This window comes from Streptomyces sp. NBC_00207 (genome assembly GCF_045160965.1).
In the GTDB taxonomy this organism is placed as follows: Bacteria; Actinomycetota; Actinomycetes; order Streptomycetales; family Streptomycetaceae; genus Streptomyces.
Window position 1 is genome coordinate 2892375 of sequence record NZ_CP130715.1, and the last position, 20770, is coordinate 2913144.

The following is a 20770-nucleotide window of genomic DNA, read 5'->3' on the forward strand; positions in this document are numbered from 1 at the left end:
TTGATCCGCCAGGCCGCCCTCGACGCCCTCCCCGTAAGAGGGGCCGTGCCCGCGCTGGTCTCCGCGCTGGACGGCCACGGCGCCGCGGTGCTCTGTGCCCCGCCCGGCACCGGCAAGACCACGCTGGTGCCGCTGGTGCTGGCGGGGCTGGTGGGCGGCGGGCCCCGGCGCCGGGTCGTGGTCGCCGAGCCACGGCGGATCGCCGCCCGTGCCGCGGCCCGGCGCATGGCCTGGCTGCTGGGCGAGGCCGTCGGCGGCTCCGTCGGCTTCACGGTGCGCGGGGAGCGGGTGGCGGGTCCCGGCACGGTGGTGGAGGTGGTCACCACCGGGGTGCTGCTCCAGCGGCTCCAGCGCGACCAGGAACTGGCCGGCGTGGACGTGGTGGTCCTGGACGAGTGCCACGAGCGGCACCTGGACGCCGACACGGTCGCCGCCTTCCTCCTCGACGTACGGGAGACACTGCGGCCGGAGCTCCGGCTCGTGGCGGCTTCCGCGACGACCGACGCTGCCGGCTGGGCGCGCGTACTCGGCCGCGGCGGTCCCGGCGACGCGCCGGTGGTGGAGGCCTCGGGAGTCTCGTACCCGGTGGAGACCGTCTGGGCCCCGCCGGCCCGGCCGGTGCGGCCCCCGCACGGGATGCGGGTGGATCCGGCGCAGCTGACGCACGTGGCCTCGGTGGTGCGGCGGGCCCTCGCGGAGCGGGAGGGCGACGTCCTGTGCTTCCTGCCCGGCGTCGGCGAGATCGCCCGCGTCGCCGGGCAGCTGGGCGGCGTGGACGCGGAGGTGCTGCAGGTCCACGGCCGGGCCCCGGCTGCCGTGCAGGACGCGGCACTGACGGCCTCGGACCACCGCCGGGTGATCCTTTCCACCGCGGTGGCGGAGTCGAGCCTGACCGTTCCCGGAGTACGGGTGGTGGTGGACTCGGGGCTGGCCCGCGAGCCCCGGGTGGACCACGCCCGGGGGCTGGGCGCGCTGGCGACCGTACGGGCCTCCCGCGCGGCCGGGCGGCAGCGGGCGGGCCGGGCCGGACGCGAGGCGCCGGGCGCGGTGTACCGCTGCTGGGCCGAGGCGGAGGACGGCCGCCTGCCCGCGTTCCCGTCGCCGGAGATACGCATCGCCGACCTGACGCAGTTCGCGTTGCAGGCGGCGTGCTGGGGCGACCCGGACGCGTCCGGCCTGGCGCTGCCGGACCCGCCGCCCGCCGGGGCGATGGCCGCGGCGCGGGAGGTGCTGGTGGCCGTCGGCGCGGTGTACGGGGCCGGTCGGCCGACCCCGCGCGGCCTGCGCATGGCCCGGCTCGGGCTGCACCCGCGGCTGGCCCGCGCCCTGCTGGACGGCTCGGCCGCGCTCGGTGCCCGGCGGGCGGCGGAGCTGGTGGCCCTGCTCAGCGAGGAGCCGCCGCGCGAGTACGGGGACGACCTGGCCGGTGCCTGGCGGCAGGCCAGGCGGGGCGGCGACGCCTACGCGGCCCGCTGGCGCACGGAGGTCAGCCGCCTGGAACGCGCCGTGCGGGACCCTGCGGGGCCTTCGGGGGCTCCGCCCCCGGACCCCCGCGCCTCAAACGCCGGCGAGGCTGTTTCTTCAGCCCCTCCGGCGCTTGAGGAGCGGGGTGCGGGGCGGAGCCCCGGCAGCGGCGCTGCGCCCGACGACGGCGCTGCCGGGCTCGTCGCCGCCCTGGCGTTCCCCGAGCGGGTCGCGAAGGCCAAGGGGGAAGGGGCCTTCCTGATGGCCTCCGGCACCGGGGCCGAGCTCGGCGACGGCTCGGGCCTGCGCCGCGCGCCCTGGCTGGCGGTCGCCGTCGCCGACAGGCCCCCGCACTCGGCCTCCGCCCGGATCCGGCTGGCCGCGGTCATCGACGAGGACACCGCCCTGGCCGCCGCCGCCCACCTGCGGACCGAGGGCGAAGAGGTGCGCTGGGAGGACGGGGACCTGATCGCCCGCGCAGCGCAGCGGCTCGGGGCGATCGAGCTGGCCGTGCGCCCGCTGCGCAGCCCGGACCCGGCGCTCGTACGGGCCGCCCTGCTCGACGGGCTCCGCTCCGAGGGCCTCGGCCTGCTGCGCTGGTCCCCGGACGCGCAGACCCTTCGGGCCCGGCTGGGCTTCCTGCACCGCACGCTCGGCGGTGCGTGGCCCGACGTAGTAGAGGACGGCGCCCTGCTGGACCGGGCCGACGACTGGCTGGAGCCCGAGCTGTCGCGGGCCCGGCGCCGGGCGGACCTGGGGCGCATCGACCCCGGGCAGGCGCTGAACCGGCTGCTGCCGTGGGCCACCGGTGAGGCCGCCCGGCTGGACGAGCTGGCTCCGGAACGGCTGGAGGTGCCCAGCGGATCCCGGATCCGGCTGGACTACTCCGCCGAGCACGGGCAGCCGGTGCTCGCGGTGAAGCTCCAGGAGCTGTTCGGGCTGGCCGAGACCCCGAAGGTGGCCGGTGTGCCGGTGCTGGTGCACCTGCTGTCGCCCGCCGGACGGCCCGCCGCCGTCACCGCCGACCTCGCCTCCTTCTGGCGGGGCGGCTACCGCGCCGTCCGTGCCGAGCTGCGCGGCCGCTACCCCAAGCACCCCTGGCCGGAGGACCCGGCGACCGCCGAGCCCACCCGCCACACGAACGCCCGGCTCAGACGCTGAGCCCTTCCTCTTCCTCTTCCTCCCGCACCCGGCGTCCGCGGGCCTCCAGCCACAGCGCCAGCCCCAGCAGCGCGAGCCCGCCGCCGGCCAGGCCGATGGGCGCGTAGGTGTGCAGTGCGAGGACCTTCGTACGGTTCGACTTGACCAGGTCGACGGTGTAGTCGGAGTAGTCCTCGCGCATCGTCACGTGCCCGGCGAAGGCGGTGAGCTTGCCGTCGGGGCCGCCCGCCGCGATGCCGCCCCGCATCTCCTGCTGGATGTCCTGCTCGGCGTTGACCGGCGCCCCGGTCACCGGGTCGACCCAGAACCTCACCTTGGCGGTGTACCAGAGGGTGGTTCCGGTGGCGGCCTCGATCGTCGACGGGTCGATGCCCTCGATCGGCATCTTCTTCGGCATGGCGACCTTGGTCCAGGGGATCGTCTGCTCGAAGTAGTAGACGTCCATGCCCTTGAAGGTGCGCGGTCCGACGTAGTGGATCGGCGAGGAGGTCCGGGTCTGCGCGTCGAAGTACAGGTAGTCGCGCGGCTCGGTGAAGAACGGCCACTTGAACTCGATGCCCTCGCGCTTGACGGCGTCCCCGTCGACCATCTCCCCGGTGGCGTGCACCGGGTCCTGGGTGTGGGCGTCGAAGATGTAGCGCTCGGGGATCTGGGAGACCATCTTCCCGTCGGGGCCGATGATGTAGGACAGCGTGTCCCAGACGACGACGTCCTTGCCCGCGCTCGATTCGATCTCCTTCGACGCCTCCACGTTCCCCTTGAGCGTCTGGACGATCGTGACCTTGTCGACCTTCTTGGGCTGCATGCCGCCGGTGTAGTCGAGGAGGGTCGCGTCCTTCGCCTCCAGGACCATCTCCTGGTACTGGCTCGGCGGGATCTTGGCGAGGCGGGGGTACGCGTACCAGCGCAGCAGCGGCGCGAGGGCTGCGCAGAACACGGCTAGGGCCAGCAGGACAAGGCTCGCTCTGCGTCGCAAGGCCGGGCCCTCCTCTACTTTCCGGGCGCGGGGGGCGCGGTGGTGAGCAGGGGCTTGGGTGAGGTCTCGCCTTCGGGCACCCCGAACGCCGTGATGGCGAACACGAGGGCCAGCGCGGCCGCGAGGCCGATGACGGCGGCGACGAATGCGCGCATGCCGGGGCTCCGAAATCTGATGAGGCGTCAGAGATGGGGCACCGTAGCAACGCGGGGGCGAGATGAGAACCGTTCGAGCGGCGGATCACCACTGGGCCGCCCGGGGGGCCTCGGTGCCCGCCGGCACGCCGCCCCCGCGTTGCGCACGGCGGGACGCCCACCCCATGGAACACTCATCGCCAACAGAATGTAATCACACGATTACATATAGCGATCGGAGAAGTGATGCGCAGACGTCGGTTCATGACCGTGGCCCTGGCTCTGCCGTTCGTGGCCGCACTCAGCCTCGGCAGCACCGCGGGCGCGACCTCCCTGGCGGCCATTCCGTGCGACGTCACCGCCCTCAACAACGCGATCATCGCCGCGAACAACAACACCGGACCGCACACGATCCGGCTCGCACCCAAATGCGTCTACAACGTCCTCACTCCCGCGTCGACCGGCGGTCTCGGCCCCAACGCCCTGCCCCTGATCTCGGGCACCGTCACGCTGCTGGGGAACAAGACCACCATCCGACGGGATCCCGACGCGACCGAGGGCTTCCGCATCGCGCAGATCGACGGCCCCGGCGGGCGCCTGACCGTCGAGGGCGTCACCGCGACCGGCGGCGGCTATCTCGACTACGCCGGCACCTACCTGCCCACGGACGGAGGGACGCTCATCCTCAAGCACAGCACCGTGACCAACAGCACGGCGAACCAGGGGGGCGCCATCTACGTGAACCAGAGCAGCACCCTTGAGATGTACGACAGTGTCGTGCGGGACAGTGCAGCCCAGCGGGGCGGTGCCATCTACAACGGGCCGGGAAGCACCACCCTGCTGCAGAAGACCAAAGTGGTGCGGAACCAGGCCACGGAGCTGGGGGGCGGCCTCTTCACCGCCGGGGTCTCCATGACCATCAAGAACTCGCACATCGGGGGCAACCGCGCCTACCAGCAGGGCGGCGGAATCTACAACGACCGCTCTCCGCTGGACATCTCCTCGACGACCATCGCAGACAACCGCGCGGGCCAAACGGGTGGCGGTATCACCAATGACGGCACCACCACGCTGACGGACACAAAGGTGCGGCGCAACATCGCGCTCAACGGCGGCGGCGTCTGGCAAGGAACCTCCGCCGGCACCGCCCTGACCCTCGTCAGGAGCCGGATCTTCGAGAACACGCCCAACAACTGCCGGCCCGTCGGGTCGATCCCCGGCTGCACGAACTGACCCCGGGCTCGATCCGCAAGCCCGGCTTGATCCGCAAGGCGCGGCCTGTGCTGCGACCCGGTGAACCTTCCCGGTCACAGCACTAGGTGTGCTGCCCCGGGGTCGACCGGGGCACCTCCGGAGTGGATGCCGGAGACGCGGTGGGCTTCGGCGTGCGTGAGGAGCTAGGCGTCGGGCTGGACGTCGAAGTCGGCATGGGGGTGGGCGTCGGGGTCGGCGAGGGCTTCGGGTCCGGCGTGGGCGTAGGGGTCGGCGTAGGGGTCGGCGTGGGCGTAGGGGTCGGCGTGGGCGTGGGCGTGGGCGTCGGGGACGGCGTAGGCGTCGGGGTCGGCTTCGGGTCCGGCGTGGGTGTCGGGGTGGGCTTCGGGTCCGGGGTCGGAGTGGGCGTCGGGGACGGCGTGGGCTTCGGGTCCGGCGTCGGAGTGGGGGTCGGCTTCGGCTTCGGCTTCGGCTTCGGGGTGGGGCTCGGGGGCGGCGTCGTGGGCGTGCCCGATCCCGTACCGGGCCGGTCCGGGATCTCGTGCGTCCCCTTCAGGTAGTACGCGAACCAGGACCGGACCGTCCGCAGGTACTCCGAGGAGCGGTTGTAGGAGAGCACCGCCCGGTCCAGGTCCGCGTCCGTCCGCAGGTCCCGGGTGCCCGCACACAGGTACCGTCCGGCCGCGAGGGCCGCGTCGTGCACGTTGTTCGGGTTGCGCCGGCCGTCGCCGTCCGCGTCCTGGCCCCATGCCGCCCACGTGGAGGGGATGAACTGCATCGGCCCGACCGCCCGGTCGTACCGGGCGTCCCCGTCGTAGGCCCCGCCGTCCGTGTCCGGGATGTTCGCGAAGCCCTTGCCGTCGAGCACCGGCCCCAGGATCGGCCGCAGGGTGGTCCCGGCCGCGTCGACCTGGCCGCCGCGCGCCTGACCGGACTCCACCTTCCCGATCGCCGCGAGGAGTTGCCAGCGCAGTCCGCATCCGGGGTCGCTCTGTCCCACCGTCTTCTCCGCCCGCAGGTAGGCCGCGAGCACGCTCGCCGGTATGCCCTGCGCCCCTTCGGCCGGTCCGGTTCCGGCGAGCACCGGCACCGCCGTCGTCTCCGGAGCCTGCGGCTGCGGCTGCGTGGTCTGCGCCTCGTCCGGCAGCACCACGGCCGGTGGCTCCGGGCGGGCCAGCGGCGGGAGTTCGGTGAAGTAGGCGGAGTCGCCGCCGCTCGCCTGCGCCGGGAGGGCCGGCTCGCCTTCGCCGATCGCGGCCGTCCGGTCCTCCCCGGCGCCCGCCGGCCCCTGCGAAGCGGTCAGCGCCGCGGCCACCAGCGCGGAGACCAGGGCGGCTGCCGCCCCCTTGCGCAGCCTGCGTCCGATTATTCGAGCCGACATGAGCCGGACCCCTCCCCCTCGACGTCCGCGTGACCATACGTCAACTCGCTGCAATGGGCACGGACAGCGGGCCGGAATTCACCACATCGCCACGTCCGTGCGCAGGTCACGCATACTGTCGGGACCCTTCGGGAGCATTGGCCCGAAGTAAGGAACAGCCACGGGGACTTCCACGAGTCCGTCCAGGAGAGGTGCCATGCCGTTCACTCTCAGCCATGCGGCCGCCGTACTTCCGGCCATCCGCCGGACCGGGCGTGCGCGCGGCCACCTCGTCGCCTCGGCCCTGGTCCTCGGGTCGTTCGCGCCGGACACCTTCTACTTCACTGACGCGATCGTCGAGGGCGTCCTGGCGTACGGGGCCTTCACGCACTCGCTGCCGGGCATCCTCACGCTGGACGCCCTGCTGACCGCCGTGCTGGTGGGGTTCTGGCTTCTGCTGCGCGAGCCGCTGATCGCGCTCCTGCCGCGCGGTCTGCAGGGCAGGGTGCACGCCTTCCTGCGGGGCGAGGCATGGCGCGATCGTCCCCGGCCGGCCGCGCTCGTCGGCTGGTTCTACGTCTCGGCGGCCCTCGGGTCCCTGACCCACGTGGCGTGGGACAGCTTCACGCACCACGACCGCTGGGGCACGAACGCGCTGCCCGATCTCGCCGAGCCGCTCGCCTACGGCCTGCCGGGCTACTCCTTCCTCCAGTACGGCACTTCGGCCGTCGCCGCATGTGCCCTGCTCTGGTTCACGGCGACCGCCCTGCGCCGGCTTCCCGCGCTCCCGGCCCCCGCGTCCGTGCCGGTGCTCTCCCGCGCGGAGCTCTGGGGTGCGCTCGCCCTGCTCGTGGTGTGCGTGGCGGCCGGGGTGACCCGGCGTGTGTTCCGCTTCTTCGACTTCTACGACCGGATCCGTACGCCGCTCGACATCATCCCGACCGTCTGCTTCGGCGCGGGCGCCGGACTGACCGTGGCGCTGCTGGGCTACGGGGTCCTCGTGCGGCTGCGGCACCGCCGCGACCGCACCGGGCGCCCCGCGGACGAGGAAACGCGGACGCCCGTCCCCACCGCCTGAGCGGGGACGGGCGCTGCCCTGGCCGTACGGGGCCTCAGTGCGCGGCGGACTCCCAGTCCGGGCCGACGCCCACGGACACGTCCAGCGCGGCCCGGAGCTCGACGGCGGCGCCCATCTCGCGCCGCACCAGCTCCTCGACCTGCTTCCGCTCGCCCGGGGCGATCTCCAGCACGATTTCGTCGTGGACCTGGAGCAGCATCCGCGACTGCAGGCCGGCTTCGACGATCGCCTTGTCCACGCGCAGCATCGCGACCTTGACGATGTCGGCGGCCGTGCCCTGGATCGGGGCGTTGAGCGCCATCCGCTCGGCGGCCTCGCGGCGCTGGCGGTTGTCGCTGTTGAGGTCGGGCAGGTAGCGGCGGCGGCCGAAGACCGTCGCCGTGTATCCGGTGGCCCGGGCCTCGTCCACGACGCGCTGCAGGTAGTCGCGGACCCCGCCGAAGCGCTCGAAGAAGGTCTCCATCAGGCCGCGCGCCTCGGCGGGCTCGATGTTCAGCTGCTGGGCGAGACCGAAGGCGGAGAGCCCGTAGGCGAGGCCGTACGACATGGCCTTGATCTTGCGTCGCATCTCGGCGTCGACCTGGGACCGCTCCACGCCGAACACCTGGGAGGCGACGGTGGTGTGCAGGTCCTCGCCCGTCGCGAAGGCCTCGATCAGGCCCTCGTCCTCGGAGAGGTGGGCCATGACGCGCAGCTCGATCTGGCTGTAGTCGGCCGTCATGAGGGATTCGAAGCCCTCGCCGACGACGAAGCCGCGGCGGATGGCCCGGCCCTCGTCGGTGCGCACCGGCACGTTCTGCAGGTTGGGGTCGGTGGAGGACAGCCGGCCGGTCGCGGCGACGGTCTGGCTGAAGCTGGTGTGCACCCGGCCGTCGGCGGCGATGGTCTTGACCAGGCCCTCGACGGTGACGCGCAGCTTGGCCTGCTCCCGGTGGCGGAGCATGATCACGGGCAGTTCGTGGTCGGTCTGCGTGGCCAGCCAGGCCAGCGCGTCCGCGTCCGTGGTGTACCCGGTCTTGGTCTTCTTCGTCTTCGGCAGGTCCAGCTCGCCGAAGAAGACCTCCTGGAGCTGCTTGGGCGAGCCGAGGTTGAACTCGTGGCCGACCGCCGCGTGCGCCTCCTTCACCGCCTGCTGCACGGCGCCGGCGAACTGCTGCTCCATCGCCTCCAGGTGGTCCCGGTCGGCGGCGATGCCGGACCGCTCCATCCGGGCGAGGAGCTCGGAGGTGGGCAGCTCCATGTCGTGCAGCAGCTCGGCCGCACCCACCTCGGAGAGCTTGTCGGTGAAGGCGTCGCCCAGGTCGAGGACCGCGCGGGCCTGCGCCATCAGTGCCTCGGCCTCGGCCGTGTCGTCGGCGCCGAAGGCCAGCTGGCCGTCGGCGGCGGCGGGCGCCAGCTCGCGGTGCAGGTACTCCATGGACAGGACGTCCAGGCCGAAGGAGCGGCGGCCCGGCTTGACCAGGTACGCGGCGAGGGCGGTGTCCATGGCCACGCCGGCCAGCGACCAGCCGTGCTCGGGGAAGACCCGCCACAGCGCCTTCGCGTTGTGCACGACCTTGGGGCGGGCCTCGTCCGAGGCCCAGGCACGGAAGGCCAGCTCGTCGGCCTCGTCCAGGGACAGCGGCTCGAACCAGGCGGCCGCCCCGCCCGCCGCGGCCAGCGCGACCTCGGTGATCCGGCCGGCGCCCAGCGCCCAGCTGTCGACGGTCGCGATGCCCAGCGGTCCGCCCGCGTGGGCCTCCAGCCACGGCGCCAGCTCGCCCGTGCCCAGTACGGAGGCGTCCAGCTCCACGCCGGCCGCCGGAGCCGGGGCCTCCTCCTCGGCCGAGCCCGGGTCCACGGCGAGCAGCCGCTCGCGCAGCGAGGCGTTGCGGATCTCCAGCACGTCCAGCACGCCGAGCATGGCGCTCCGGTCGTACGCGACGCGCACCAGGTCGGCGGGGGTCTTGGGCAGCTCCACGTCCTTGACCATCTCGGTCAGGACCCGGTTGAGCTTGACGGCCTCCAGGTGGTCCCGGAAGTTCTGCCCGGCCTTGCCCTTGACCTCGTCGGCGCGCTCCACGAGCTCCGCGAACGACCCGAACTGGGTGATCCACTTGGCCGCGGTCTTCTCGCCGACGCCCGGGATGCCCGGCAGGTTGTCGGACGGGTCGCCGCGCAGGGCCGCGAAGTCCGGATACTGCTGCGGGGTGAGCCCGTACTTCTCCTCGACCTTCTCCGGCGTGAACCGGGTGAGCTCGGAGACTCCCTTGGTCGGGTAGAGCACGGTGGTGTGCTCGGACACCAGCTGGAAGGAGTCCCGGTCGCCGGTGACGATCAGCACGTCGAAGCCGAGGGCCTCCGCCTGCGTCGCCAGCGTCGCGATCACGTCGTCGGCCTCGAAGCCGTCGACGGCGAAGCGCGGCACGTGCATCGTGTCGAGCAGCTCGCCGATCAGCTCGACCTGCCCCTTGAACTCGTCGGGGGTCTTGGAGCGGTTCGCCTTGTACTCGGGGAACTCCGTCGAGCGCCACGTCTTGCGCGAGACGTCGAACGCCACCGCGAAGTGCGTGGGCGCCTCGTCGCGCAGCGTGTTCGCCAGCATGGACGCGAAGCCGTAGATGGCGTTGGTCGGCTGGCCGGTCGCCGTCGTGAAGTTCTCCGCGGGCAGCGCGAAGAACGCCCTGTACGCCAGGGAGTGCCCGTCCATGAGCATCAGGCGGGGGCGGTCCGCTGCGGTCGTCTGGTCGGTCTTCTTCGATGCTGTCTCTGCCACGCCCCCGATCCTAGGCGCCCCCACCGACAAAACCGGACGGCCGGCAAGGAGGGGCAAAGCCGCCGTCGGCGATGTCGGCGGAGCGTGACAGGATCGGTGTATACGACAGGACTGTTCAAAGGGGAGCGTCATGGCCACCAAGCCGCCCGCAGGTGATCCGGTACAGGATGCTCCGCAGGTCGCGCCCCCCAAACACGCGGCCGCGGGGCTGCCCGCCATCGGGCACACCCTGAGGATCGCCCAGCAGCAGATGGGCGTGGCCCGCACCGCCCGCACCCTGCTCAAGGTCAACCAGAAGGACGGCTTCGACTGCCCGGGCTGCGCCTGGCCCGAGGGCGACAAGCGGCACACCGCCGAGTTCTGCGAGAACGGCGCCAAGGCCGTCGCGGAGGAGGCCACCCTGCGCCGGGTCACGCCCGAGTTCTTCGCCGCGCACCCGCTGGCCGACCTGGCCACCCGCTCCGGCTACTGGCTGGGGCAGCAGGGCCGGATCACGCACCCCATGTATCTGCCGGAGGGCGGCGACCGGTACGAGGCGATCAGCTGGGAGCGGGCCTTCGCGGTCATCGCCGAGGAGCTGACCGCCCTCGCCTCCCCCGACGAGGCCCTCTTCTACACCTCGGGCCGCACCAGCAACGAGGCCGCGTTCCTCTTCCAGCTCTTCGCCCGCGAATTCGGCACGAACAACCTGCCCGACTGCTCCAACATGTGCCACGAGTCCTCGGGCTCCGCGCTGAACGAGACCATCGGCATCGGCAAGGGCAGCGTCTCCCTCGAGGACCTGCACCAAGCCGACCTGATCATCGTCGCCGGGCAGAACCCCGGCACCAACCACCCGCGCATGCTCTCGGCCCTGGAGAAGGCCAAGTCCTCCGGCGCGAAGATCATCTCGGTGAATCCGCTGCCCGAGGCCGGCATGGAGCGGTTCAAGAACCCGCAGACCCCCCTCGGCATGCTCAAGGGCACCGCCCTCAACGACCTCTTCCTGCAGATCCGCATCGGCGGCGACCAGGCCCTGTTCCGCCTCCTCAACAAGCTCGTCATCGAGACCGAGGGCGCCACCGACGAGGCCTTCATCCGCGAGCACACCCACGGCTACGAGGAACTCGCGGCCGCCGCGAAGGAAGCCGACTGGGACGAGACCCTCACCGCGACCGGCCTGACCCGGCCGGAGATCGAGCAGGCGCTGGCCATGATCCTGGCCTCGGAGCGCACCATCGTCTGCTGGGCCATGGGCCTCACCCAGCACAAGCACGCCGTCGCCACGATCCGCGAGGTCGTCAACCTCCTCCTGCTGCGCGGCAACATCGGGCGGCCCGGCGCCGGCGTCTGCCCGGTCCGCGGCCACTCCAACGTGCAGGGCGACCGCACCATGGGGATCTTCGAACGGCCCGCGCCCGCCTTCCTCGACGCCCTCGACAGGGAATTCGGCATCACCTCGCCGCGCGGGCACGGCTTCGACGTGGTCCGCTCCATCCAGGCGATGCGCGACGGCAGGGCCAAGGTCCTCTTCGCCATGGGCGGCAACTTCGTCGGCGCCACCCCCGACACCGAGGTCACCGAGGCCGCGATCCGCCGCACCGCCCTGACCGTGCACGTGTCCACCAAGCTGAACCGCTCCCACGCGGTCACCGGCCGGCGCGCCCTGATCCTGCCCACCCTCGGCCGCACCGACAAGGACGTGCAGGCCGCCGGCAAGCAGGTCGTCACGGTCGAGGACTCCATGGGCATGGTCCACACCTCCCGCGGCAACCTCGCCCCCGCCTCCCCGCACCTGCTCTCCGAGCCCGCGATCGTGGCCCGCATGGCCCGCGCGGTCCTCGGCGCCGCCTCGGCCACCCCGTGGGAGGAGTTCGAGCGGGACTACGCCACGATCCGCGACCGGATCTCCCGCGTCGTCCCCGGCTTCGAGGACTTCAACGCCAGGGTGGCCCGCCCCGGCGGCTTCCAGCTGCCGCACGCCCCGCGCGACGAGCGCCGCTTCCCCACCACCACCGGCAAGGCCAATTTCACCGCCGCGCCCGTGGAGTACCCCACGGTTCCGCAGGGACGGCTGCTCCTGCAGACCCTGCGCAGCCACGACCAGTACAACACCACGATCTACGGCCTCGACGACCGCTACCGCGGCATCACCGGCGGCCGGCGCGTGGTCATGGTCAATCCCGAGGACGCGGCCGAGCTGGGCCTGGCCGACGGCTCGTACACCGATCTGGTGAGCGAGTGGAAGGACGGCGTGGAGCGGCGCGCGCCCGGCTTCCGCGTCGTGCACTACCCGACGGCCCGCGGCTGCGCGGCCGCGTACTACCCCGAGACCAACGTGCTGGTCCCGCTGGACTCCACCGCCGACACCAGCAATACCCCGGCGAGCAAGTCCGTCGTCGTGCGTTTCGAACCGGCCTGATAGAACGACCTCAGGACAAGAAGGTTAACGAGCGTTGACGAACGGAGCCTGACCATGGGCGAGCAGCACGCAGTGAAGTTCCCGCAGGAGGTACTCGACGAGTACGCGGCCCTGGGCATCGACCTCCCCGCACTGTTCTCGGCGGGAGACCTCGGCGAGCGGATGGACATCCGCATCCTGGAGGCCTCGGCCGACCGCGTCGTCGGCACCATGCCCGTCAAGGGCAACACCCAGCCGTACGGGCTGCTGCACGGCGGGGCCTCCGCCGTGCTGGCCGAAACCCTCGGCTCGATCGGCGCGATGATGCACGGCGGCATCACCAAGATCGCCGTCGGCGTGGACCTGAACTGCACCCACCACCGGGGCGCCCGCACCGGCATCGTCACCGGCGTCGCCACCCCCGTGCACCGCGGCCGCTCGACCACCACCTTCGAGATCGTCATCACCGACGAGCAGGACAAGCGGATCTGCACCGCCCGCCTGACCTGCCTGCTGCGCGAGGTCGACCAGTCGGCCGGGGCCGCCGCCGAGGCCCCCGCAGGGGCCTGAGCGGCCGCGTACACCCGCCGACAGGCCCGGATCCCGCCCCGCACCGGCGGCGGATCCGGGCCTGCGCCGTTTATCGGACCGGGCCCCGCCCGCCAACCGCCCGGAATCCGCCACTCCGCACACTTCGCGGTGACATCTGTTGTGTCACCGATGGTGACGCGCCTACCTTCCCCTCATGGGGACCATGCCACGCACGGCCCGGTACGCCGCCCACATCCTCCTCGCGGCGCTCGCCCTGTCCGGATGCTCCTCCTCCGCGCCACCGCCGGCGGCGGCTCCGGAGACCCCTTCCGCCGGCCCCTCCTCGCCCGTACAGGTGTGCACGAGTCTCGTGTCGTACTGGGCGAAGGAGACCCTCCTGGGCACCAAATGGTCCGGCCTCGACTGGGAGCAGAAGGGCCTGTCGAACGAGCAGTACGCGATCCACGAGGACGCGGTCGCCGCCGGCCGCGCGGAAGAGCGAACTGGCGGACAGCGCAAGGCACTTGAGCTGATCGACCGCTTCGTGGCCCGGCGCTGCGCCGAGCAGGACGGCGCGACCGGCAGCTCGGAGAACTGGCGACCCCCGACGTGACCCGGGTCACCGCATTCCCGAGCGCACTGTCCGGCTTCCGGGCAGATCCCCTTCTACGGACGAACCGCAGGTCGGAGGCCATGCCGCCGACCTGGACAAGATCCATGCGGCGGGGGTGCATCACGCGCAACATTACTCTGAGTAATTAACATGCCGTACGCAATCCGTCTTTTCCTCCGAGAATCGCCACCCGGAGGATTCTTTCGGACACGCACCGCCACATTCGGCTGAATTTGATCTAAGACAGGTGCATGAAGGCCTCAAGCCCCTTAGGGGAACAGGTATTTCTCAAGATGCGGACACTATTCAGCGTCACGAAATGTCCGTTCTGTCCACACTCTCGCCACACATTCTTGGCCTTGGCATAACAAGAGCGTCACATCCTCCTTTCCCGCCTCCCGGTGCTCGTCACCTCGGGCCTAGAGTCACGGCCAGTCACCGCGCCACAGAGCGCGAATCAGCACGGCCGTGGACCTCCCAGTGCGGCCCGGCGACCTAACGGCACCTCGAATGAGAGCGCCGCGCCAGGGAAAGGAAGAATCGTGCGACACCGTTCTTTGCTCGTCCTCACCACCGTGATCACCACGGGAGCACTGACCCTCACCGCTTGCGGATCGCGCGACGGAGACTCCAAGGACAACGGCGGCGGCAAGAAGACCGTCGTGGTCATCGGCGTGGATGCCCCGCTCACCGGCTCGCTCTCCGCGCTCGGCCAGGGCATCAAGAACTCCGTCGACCTCGCGGCCAAGACGGCCAACAAGAACAACGAGGTCCCCGGGATCGAGTTCAAGGTCGAGGCCCTCGACGACCAGGCGGTCCCCGCCTCCGGTCAGGCCAACGCCACCAAGCTCGTCGGCAACAAGGACGTCCTCGGCGTCGTCGGCCCGCTGAACTCCGGCGTCGCCCAGCAGATGCAGGGCGTCTTCAACTCCGCCAACCTGGCGCAGGTCTCGCCCGCCAACACCAACCCCGCGCTCAGCCAGGGCGACAACTGGGGCAAGGGCGAGTTCAAGCGCGGCTTCAAGACCTACTTCCGCACCGCCGCCACCGACGTGGTCCAGGGCAAGTTCGCCGCCCAGTACCTCTTCAAGGACGCCGGCAAGAAGAAGGTCTTCATCGTCGACGACAAGCAGACCTACGGCGCCGGCCTCGCCGCGATCTTCGCCGACGAGTTCAAGAAGCTCGGCGGCGAGGTCGTCGGTACCGACCACGTCACCGTGAAGGAGACCGACTTCTCCTCCACCGCCGACAAGGTCAAGACCTCCGGCGCCGACTCCGTCTACTTCGGCGGCCAGTACCCCGAGGGCGGCCTGCTCGCCGACCAGATCAAGAAGACCGGCGCCAACGTCCCCCTCATGGGCGGCGACGGCATCCAGGACCCGGCCTTCATCAGCGCCTCCGGTGAGGCCAACGAGGGCGACCTCGCCACCTCGATCGGCTACCCGGTCGAGAAGCTGGACACCGCCAAGAAGTTCATCGAGGACTACAAGGCCGAGGGTTACAAGGACCCGTACGCCGCCTACGGTGGCTACTCCTACGACGCCGGCTGGGCCGTCATCCAGGCCGTCAAGGCCGCCGTCGCCGCCAACAGCGGCAAGCTGCCCACCGACGCCCGCGCCAAGGTCGTCGAGGCGCTCGGCAAGGTCTCCTTCGAAGGCGTGACCGGCAAGGTCGCCTTCGACGAGTACGGCGACACCACCAACAAGCAGCTCACCGTCTACAAGGTCGAGGGCGGCAAGTGGGTCGACGTCAAGAGCGACACCTTCAACCAGTAAGCCCGTAGTCCCCAGCACCACCCGCACCACCTGAACCAACGCCGCGCGAGGGCGCAAACAGCGCCCTCGCGCGGAGTCTTATCCGACACGCTCATCGGAGGCCCTGCGGTGCACGAACTGCCGCAACAGCTGGCCAACGGCCTGGCCCTCGGTGCTCTCTATGGTCTCATCGCCATCGGGTACACCATGGTCTACGGCATCGTCCAGCTCATCAACTTCGCCCACGGCGAGATCTTCATGATCGGCGGCTTCGGCGCGCTCAGCGCCTACGCCATCCTCCCGACCGGCACCTCCCTGCTGATCGCGATACCCGTCATGATCGTCGGAGGTGCTGCCACCTCCGTCGCCGTGGCCTGCGCAGCCGAACGCTTCGCCTACCGCCCACTGCGCAGCGCCCCCCGGCTCGCACCCCTCATCACCGCAATCGGCCTCTCGATCGCGCTCCAGCAGCTCGTCTGGCAGTTCTACCCGGACGCCAAGAAGGCCGTCAGCTTCCCTGAGTTCAAGGGCGCCGCCTTCAAGATCACCGACAGCCTGGCGATCCAGCGCGCGGACCTCTTCGTCCTCATCCTCGCCCCGCTCTGCATGCTCGCCCTCGGCATCTTCGTCCAGAAGAGCCGCAGCGGCCGCGCCATGCAGGCCACCGCGCAGGACCCGGACACCGCGAAGCTGATGGGCATCAACACCGACCGCATCATCGTCATGGCCTTCGCCATCGGTGCCGCGTTCGCCGCCGTCGCCGCCGTCGCCTACGGCCTCGACAAGGGCCAGATCAACTTCGAGATGGGCTTCATCCTCGGCCTCAAGGCCTTCACCGCAGCAGTCCTCGGCGGTATCGGCAACATCTACGGAGCCATGGTCGGCGGCGTCGTCCTCGGACTCGCCGAAGCCCTCTCGATCGCCTACATCGAAGAGATCCCCGGCATGTCGCAGCTCGGCGGTGGCGCCTGGTCCAACGTCTGGGCCTTCGTACTCCTCATCGTCGTCCTCCTCGTGCGGCCACAAGGCCTGCTCGGTGAGCGCGTCGCGGATCGGGCGTGAGAACCATGACCACCAACACCACCCCGCAGACCGACACGGTGAAGCAGGGCCCCGCGCCCACCACGCTCCTGTACGCGGTCATCGGCGGCAGCCTCCTCACCATCGTCAGCGCCTTCCTCGCGTGGACGTGGACCGCCGAGTTCCCCGGCGACCTGACCTACTACGGCAGCCCTGCCGGCCTCCAGTACGTCACCCTCGCCGGAGCCGCCCTCACCCTCGCCTACGCGCTCTCCGCGCTCGGCGTCAAGGGCCTCGGCTGGCTCGCCCCCGCCGGCACCCGCAAGGCCATCTGGTTCCTGGCCCTCGGCAGCCTCGCCGCCACCTGGTTCACGGTTCTCTCCATCACCGTCGTCCTCGGCGGAGTGATCAACCTCGAACCCGGTGCGTACGTCGCCCTCGTCGGCTCGGTCATCCCGGTCCTCGCAGCGAACAAGCTCCCGGACGACACCCGCAAGGCGGCCCCCGCCAAGCAGCTGCCCTCCTGGGCCGAAATCCTCATCATCACCGGCGTCTTCGCCATCGGCCTCTTCGTCATCACCTTCGGTATCGACACCGATGACAAGGAACCGCAGCTCTTCGTCGCCTACCTGATCACCGTCGGCTTCGTCGCCCTCGCGCTGAACAAGGCCGGCCTCTTCGCCCGCCTCGGCGGCATCACCGCCAAGCACCGCCAGGTCACCCTCATCGGCAGCGCGGCCGCGGCGATCGCCTTCCCGTTCATCCAGCAGAGCGGCGACACCTACACGCTGATCGCGGTCAACATCCTGATCTTCGCGACCGTCGCCCTCGGCCTCAACGTCGTCGTCGGCCTCGCCGGCCTCCTCGACCTCGGCTACGTCGCCTTCCTCGGCGTCGGCGCCTACGCCGCGGCCCTGGTCTCCGGAAGCACCGCCTCCGCCTTCGGCATCCACCTGCCCTTCTGGGCAGCGGTCATCGTCGGCGCCCTCGCCTCGCTCATCTTCGGCGTGGTCATCGGTGCCCCGACCCTGCGTCTGCGCGGCGACTACCTCGCCATCGTCACCCTCGGCTTCGGAGAAATCTTCCGCATCGCCATGGGCAACCTCGACGGCACGTCCGGCCCGGACATCACCAACGGCCCGAACGGCATCCCCAACATCCCCCACCTCGAGATCTTCGGGTGGAACTTCGGGGAGTCCCACGTAGTCGGCGGCATCACCCTCGGTGCCTACGCCAACTACTACTTCCTGATGCTGCTCGTCATGGCCCTGGTCGTCCTGGTCTTCGCCCGTGCCGGCAGCAGCCGCATCGGCCGCGCCTGGGTCGCCATCCGCGAGGACGAGACCGCCGCCGAAGCCATGGGCATCAACGGCTTCAAGGTCAAGCTCATCGCCTTCGCCCTCGGAGCCACCCTCGCCGGCCTCGCCGGCACCGTCCAGGCACACGTCAACAGCACGGTCGTCCCCGAGAACTACGTCTTCGCCGGGCCCGTCCCGCCGAACTCCGCGTTCCTCCTCGCGGCCGTCATCCTCGGCGGCATGGGCACCATCCGCGGCCCCATCCTCGGCGCCGCACTGCTCTTCCTGATCCCGGCGAAGCTGGCCTTCCTCCAGGACTACCAGCTCCTCGCCTTCGGCATCGCCCTCATCCTGCTCATGCGCTTCCGCCCCGAAGGCCTCATCGCCAACAAGCGCGCGCAGCTCGAGTTCCACGACGACACCGCTGACCAGGCCCCCACGGACCTGGCCACCGCCAAGGCGGGGGCATAACGGCCATGACGAACACCGCGACCACCACGGACACCACCACCAAGACCACGGTTCTCGAAGCCAAGGGCGTCACCATGCGCTTCGGCGGCCTCACCGCCGTCAAGGGCGTCGACCTCCAGGTCAACTCGGGCGAGATCGTCGGACTCATCGGCCCCAACGGCGCCGGCAAGACGACCTTCTTCAACTGCCTCACCGGGCTGTACGTCCCCACCGAGGGATCCGTCAGCTACAAGGGCACCGTCCTGCCTCCCAAGCCCCACAAGGTCACCGAGGCCGGCATCGCCCGCACCTTCCAGAACATCCGGCTCTTCCACAACATGACCGTGCTGGAGAACGTCCTCGTCGGACGCCACACCCGCACGAAGGAAGGCCTCTGGTCCGCCCTGCTGCGCGGCCCCGGCTTCAAGAAGGCCGAAGCCGCCAGCGAAGCGCGCGCCATGGAACTCCTGGAGTTCATCGGGCTGGAGAACAAGGCCCAGCACCTGGCCAAGAACCTCCCCTACGGCGAGCAGCGCAAGCTGGAGATCGCCCGTGCCCTCGCCAGCGACCCGGGCCTCATCCTCCTGGACGAGCCCACCGCCGGCATGAACCCGCAGGAAACCCGCGCTGCCGAAGAACTCATCTTCGCCATCCGCGACATGGGCATCGCCGTCCTCGTCATCGAGCACGACATGCGCTTCATCTTCAACCTCTGCGACCGCGTCGCCTGCCTCGTCCAGGGCGAGAAGCTCATCGAGGGCACCGCGGCCGAGGTCCAGGGCGACGAGCGCGTCATCGCCGCCTACCTGGGCGAGCCCTTCGAGGGCGACCCGGGCGCCGCCGAGGACGCCGAGGTCGTGGCGGCGGAAGCCGCGGCGGCGGCCACCTCCGCCGACGCAGAGACCGAGGTTGCCACCGAGGTCGAGGCCGACGCGGACGCCGCGCCCGAGGCCGACGCGGACGCCGACGCCGAGCCTGAGGCGGACGCCGACGCTCCGGCCGACGCCGACGCCGACGCCGACGCGGACAGCACCACCAGCACCACCAGCACCACCAGCACGGAAGGAGAGGCCAAGTGACCGCACTGCTCAAGGTCGAGGACCTCAAGGTCGCCTACGGCAAGATCGAAGCCGTCAAGGGAATCTCCTTCGAGGTCAACGAAGGCGAAATCGTCTGCCTCGTCGGCACCAACGGCGCCGGCAAGACGACCACCCTGCGCACCCTCTCCGGGCTCATCAAGCCCAAGAGCGGCACCATCACCTTCGACGGCCAGCCCCTGGCCGCCGTCCCCGCCCACAAGATCGTCTCCCTGGGCCTCGCCCACTCCCCCGAGGGACGGCACATCTTCCCCCGGCTGACGATCGCCGAGAACCTCCAGCTCGGCGCCTTCCTGCGCACCGACAAGGAAGGCATCGAGAAGGACGTCCAGCGCGCCTACGAGATGTTCCCCATCCTGGGCGAACGCCGCAAGCAGGCCGCCGGCACCCTCTCGGGCGGTGAGCAGCAGATGCTCGCCATGGGCCGCGCGCTCATGTCCCAGCCCAAGCTGCTCATGCTGGACGAGCCCTCCATGGGCCTCTCCCCGCTGATGATGCAGAAGATCATGGCGACCATCAAGGAGCTCAAGGCCTCCGGCATGACGATCCTGCTCGTCGAGCAGAACGCCCAGGCGGCGCTCTCGCTCGCCGACCAGGCGCACGTCATGGAGATCGGCAAGGTCGTTCTCTCCGGCACCGGCCGGGACCTCCTCCACAACGAGGACGTCCGCAAGGCCTACCTCGGCGAGGACTGAGCCGTCCTGAACGCGTGAGGCCCGCCTCCCCTCGGGGGGAGGCGGGCCTCACGCATGTTCCGGGACGGGAACTACTTCCCGCTCTCCTTCTTCTTCGCCTCGGCGTCCTCGATGACCACCTCGGCGACCTGCTGCATGGACATCCGGCGGTCCATGGAGGACTTCTGGATCCAGCGGAACGCGGCCGGCTCCGTGAGCCCGTACTGCGTCTGCAGGATGCTCTTCGCCCGGTCCACGAGCTTGCGAGTCTCCAGCCGCTGGGAGAGGTCCGCGACCTCCTGCTCCAGCGCGCGCAGCTCGGCGAAGCGGGAGACGGCCATCTCGATGGCCGGCACCACGTCGCTCTTGCTGAACGGCTTCACGAGGTACGCCATGGCCCCGGCGTCCCGGGCCCGCTCGACGAGGTCGCGCTGCGAGAACGCGGTGAGCATGAGCACGGGGGCGATGGACTCCTCCGCGATCTTCTCGGCGGCGGAGATCCCGTCCAGGACGGGCATCTTCACGTCGAGGATGACGAGGTCGGGCCGGTGCTCGCGCGCGAGCTCGACGGCCGTCTGCCCGTCCCCGGCCTCGCCGACGACGGAGTAGCCCTCCTCCTCCAGCATCTCTTTCAGGTCCAGGCGGATGAGCGCCTCGTCCTCGGCGATGACGACGCGGGTCGTCAGCGGCGGAACGTGCGACTGGTCGGCGTCGGGCGTGGGCGTCGACTCGTGCTCGGCGGTCACGGGGGCTCCTCTTTGCGGGGCATAACAGCTCCCCCGAGCCTACCCAGCTCCTGTAAGGTGGTGTCAC

General features: G+C 70.8%; 16 protein-coding genes. 11 read left to right on the forward strand and 5 right to left on the reverse strand.

Going from position 1 to position 20770, the window contains the following annotated elements:
• On the forward strand, window positions 1-2625 hold the full coding sequence (gene hrpB / locus OG472_RS13815; protein ID WP_405941486.1) for an ATP-dependent helicase HrpB: 2625 nt from the start codon (window positions 1-3) through the stop codon (window positions 2623-2625).
• Here the strand turns inward: hrpB and OG472_RS13820 are convergent.
• Together OG472_RS13820 and OG472_RS13825 are read right to left on the reverse strand one after the other, a co-directional pair.
• Window positions 2615-3601 carry a DUF3068 domain-containing protein gene (locus OG472_RS13820; RefSeq protein WP_405829653.1) on the reverse strand — a complete coding sequence of 329 codons (987 nt, stop codon included), beginning with the start codon at window positions 3599-3601 and terminating at the stop codon, window positions 2615-2617. The two genes, hrpB and OG472_RS13820, sit on opposite strands and share 11 nt — an antisense overlap.
• A gap of 14 nt (window positions 3602-3615) precedes the next feature.
• Entirely contained in the window at window positions 3616-3756 is a 141-nt protein-coding gene (locus OG472_RS13825; RefSeq protein ID WP_106971437.1) for an SPW_0924 family protein, read from the reverse strand.
• A gap of 225 nt (window positions 3757-3981) precedes the next feature.
• Between OG472_RS13825 and OG472_RS13830 the strand changes: the two genes are divergently transcribed.
• The gene (locus OG472_RS13830; RefSeq protein WP_405829655.1) at window positions 3982-4968 is read left to right on the forward strand and encodes a hypothetical protein; all 987 of its coding nucleotides are present in this window, start codon (window positions 3982-3984) and stop codon (window positions 4966-4968) included.
• Between the two features lie 82 nt (window positions 4969-5050).
• On the opposite strand, the gene OG472_RS13835 is transcribed toward OG472_RS13830, so the two are convergent.
• Window positions 5051-6328 (reverse strand): lytic transglycosylase domain-containing protein, encoded by a 1278-nt coding sequence (locus OG472_RS13835; RefSeq protein WP_405941487.1) that lies wholly within the window; start codon window positions 6326-6328, stop codon window positions 5051-5053.
• A gap of 196 nt (window positions 6329-6524) precedes the next feature.
• On the opposite strand from OG472_RS13835, the gene OG472_RS13840 reads away from it, so the two are divergent.
• A complete protein-coding gene (locus OG472_RS13840) occupies window positions 6525-7385 on the forward strand; it encodes a DUF4184 family protein (RefSeq protein ID WP_401600990.1) in 861 nt (286 codons plus the stop codon).
• A 34-nt stretch (window positions 7386-7419) separates the two neighbouring features.
• On the opposite strand, the gene polA is transcribed toward OG472_RS13840, so the two are convergent.
• Window positions 7420-10140, reverse strand: coding sequence for a DNA polymerase I (polA, locus tag OG472_RS13845; protein WP_405941488.1), 2721 nt, complete (start codon window positions 10138-10140; stop codon window positions 7420-7422).
• A 130-nt stretch (window positions 10141-10270) separates the two neighbouring features.
• Here polA and OG472_RS13850 point away from each other — a divergent pair, with 130 nt between their 5' ends.
• From OG472_RS13850 to OG472_RS13885, 8 genes are all read left to right on the forward strand, one after another.
• Window positions 10271-12541 (forward strand): FdhF/YdeP family oxidoreductase, encoded by a 2271-nt coding sequence (locus OG472_RS13850; RefSeq protein ID WP_401600995.1) that lies wholly within the window; start codon window positions 10271-10273, stop codon window positions 12539-12541.
• A 54-nt stretch (window positions 12542-12595) separates the two neighbouring features.
• Window positions 12596-13090, forward strand: coding sequence for a PaaI family thioesterase (locus OG472_RS13855; RefSeq protein WP_383569074.1), 495 nt, complete (start codon window positions 12596-12598; stop codon window positions 13088-13090).
• A gap of 175 nt (window positions 13091-13265) precedes the next feature.
• Entirely contained in the window at window positions 13266-13664 is a 399-nt protein-coding gene (locus OG472_RS13860; protein WP_401600998.1) for a hypothetical protein, read from the forward strand.
• A gap of 542 nt (window positions 13665-14206) precedes the next feature.
• A complete protein-coding gene (locus tag OG472_RS13865) occupies window positions 14207-15439 on the forward strand; it encodes a branched-chain amino acid ABC transporter substrate-binding protein (RefSeq protein ID WP_401601001.1) in 1233 nt (410 codons plus the stop codon).
• A 108-nt stretch (window positions 15440-15547) separates the two neighbouring features.
• Entirely contained in the window at window positions 15548-16480 is a 933-nt protein-coding gene (locus OG472_RS13870; RefSeq protein WP_319724855.1) for a branched-chain amino acid ABC transporter permease, read from the forward strand.
• Between the two features lie 5 nt (window positions 16481-16485).
• Window positions 16486-18207, forward strand: a complete 1722-nt coding sequence (locus tag OG472_RS13875) for a branched-chain amino acid ABC transporter permease (protein WP_401602438.1) — start codon at window positions 16486-16488, stop codon at window positions 18205-18207.
• 5 nt (window positions 18208-18212) lie between these two features.
• Window positions 18213-19265, forward strand: a complete 1053-nt coding sequence (locus OG472_RS13880; protein ID WP_405829662.1) for an ABC transporter ATP-binding protein — start codon at window positions 18213-18215, stop codon at window positions 19263-19265.
• A complete protein-coding gene (locus OG472_RS13885; RefSeq protein WP_401601008.1) occupies window positions 19262-19978 on the forward strand; it encodes an ABC transporter ATP-binding protein in 717 nt (238 codons plus the stop codon). Before OG472_RS13880 ends, OG472_RS13885 begins: the two co-directional genes overlap by 4 nt.
• Window positions 19979-20049: 71 nt before the next feature.
• Here the strand turns inward: OG472_RS13885 and OG472_RS13890 are convergent, their stop codons facing one another.
• Window positions 20050-20703, reverse strand: a complete 654-nt coding sequence (locus tag OG472_RS13890) for an ANTAR domain-containing response regulator (protein ID WP_030008501.1) — start codon at window positions 20701-20703, stop codon at window positions 20050-20052.
• Between the last annotated feature and the right edge of the window lie 67 nt (window positions 20704-20770).

Coding starts and splice junctions, on each gene's coding strand:
- OG472_RS13830 (WP_405829655.1), top strand. CDS start 3,982: ATGCGCAGACGTCGGTTCATGACCGTGGCCCTGGCTCTGCCGTTCGTG.
- OG472_RS13850 (WP_401600995.1), top strand. CDS start 10,271: ATGGCCACCAAGCCGCCCGCAGGTGATCCGGTACAGGATGCTCCGCAG.
- OG472_RS13840 (WP_401600990.1), top strand. CDS start 6,525: ATGCCGTTCACTCTCAGCCATGCGGCCGCCGTACTTCCGGCCATCCGC.
- OG472_RS13875 (WP_401602438.1), top strand. CDS start 16,486: ATGACCACCAACACCACCCCGCAGACCGACACGGTGAAGCAGGGCCCC.
- OG472_RS13860 (WP_401600998.1), top strand. CDS start 13,266: ATGGGGACCATGCCACGCACGGCCCGGTACGCCGCCCACATCCTCCTC.
- OG472_RS13835 (WP_405941487.1), bottom strand. CDS start 6,328: ATGTCGGCTCGAATAATCGGACGCAGGCTGCGCAAGGGGGCGGCAGCC.
- OG472_RS13880 (WP_405829662.1), top strand. CDS start 18,213: ATGACGAACACCGCGACCACCACGGACACCACCACCAAGACCACGGTT.
- OG472_RS13825 (WP_106971437.1), bottom strand. CDS start 3,756: ATGCGCGCATTCGTCGCCGCCGTCATCGGCCTCGCGGCCGCGCTGGCC.
- OG472_RS13855 (WP_383569074.1), top strand. CDS start 12,596: ATGGGCGAGCAGCACGCAGTGAAGTTCCCGCAGGAGGTACTCGACGAG.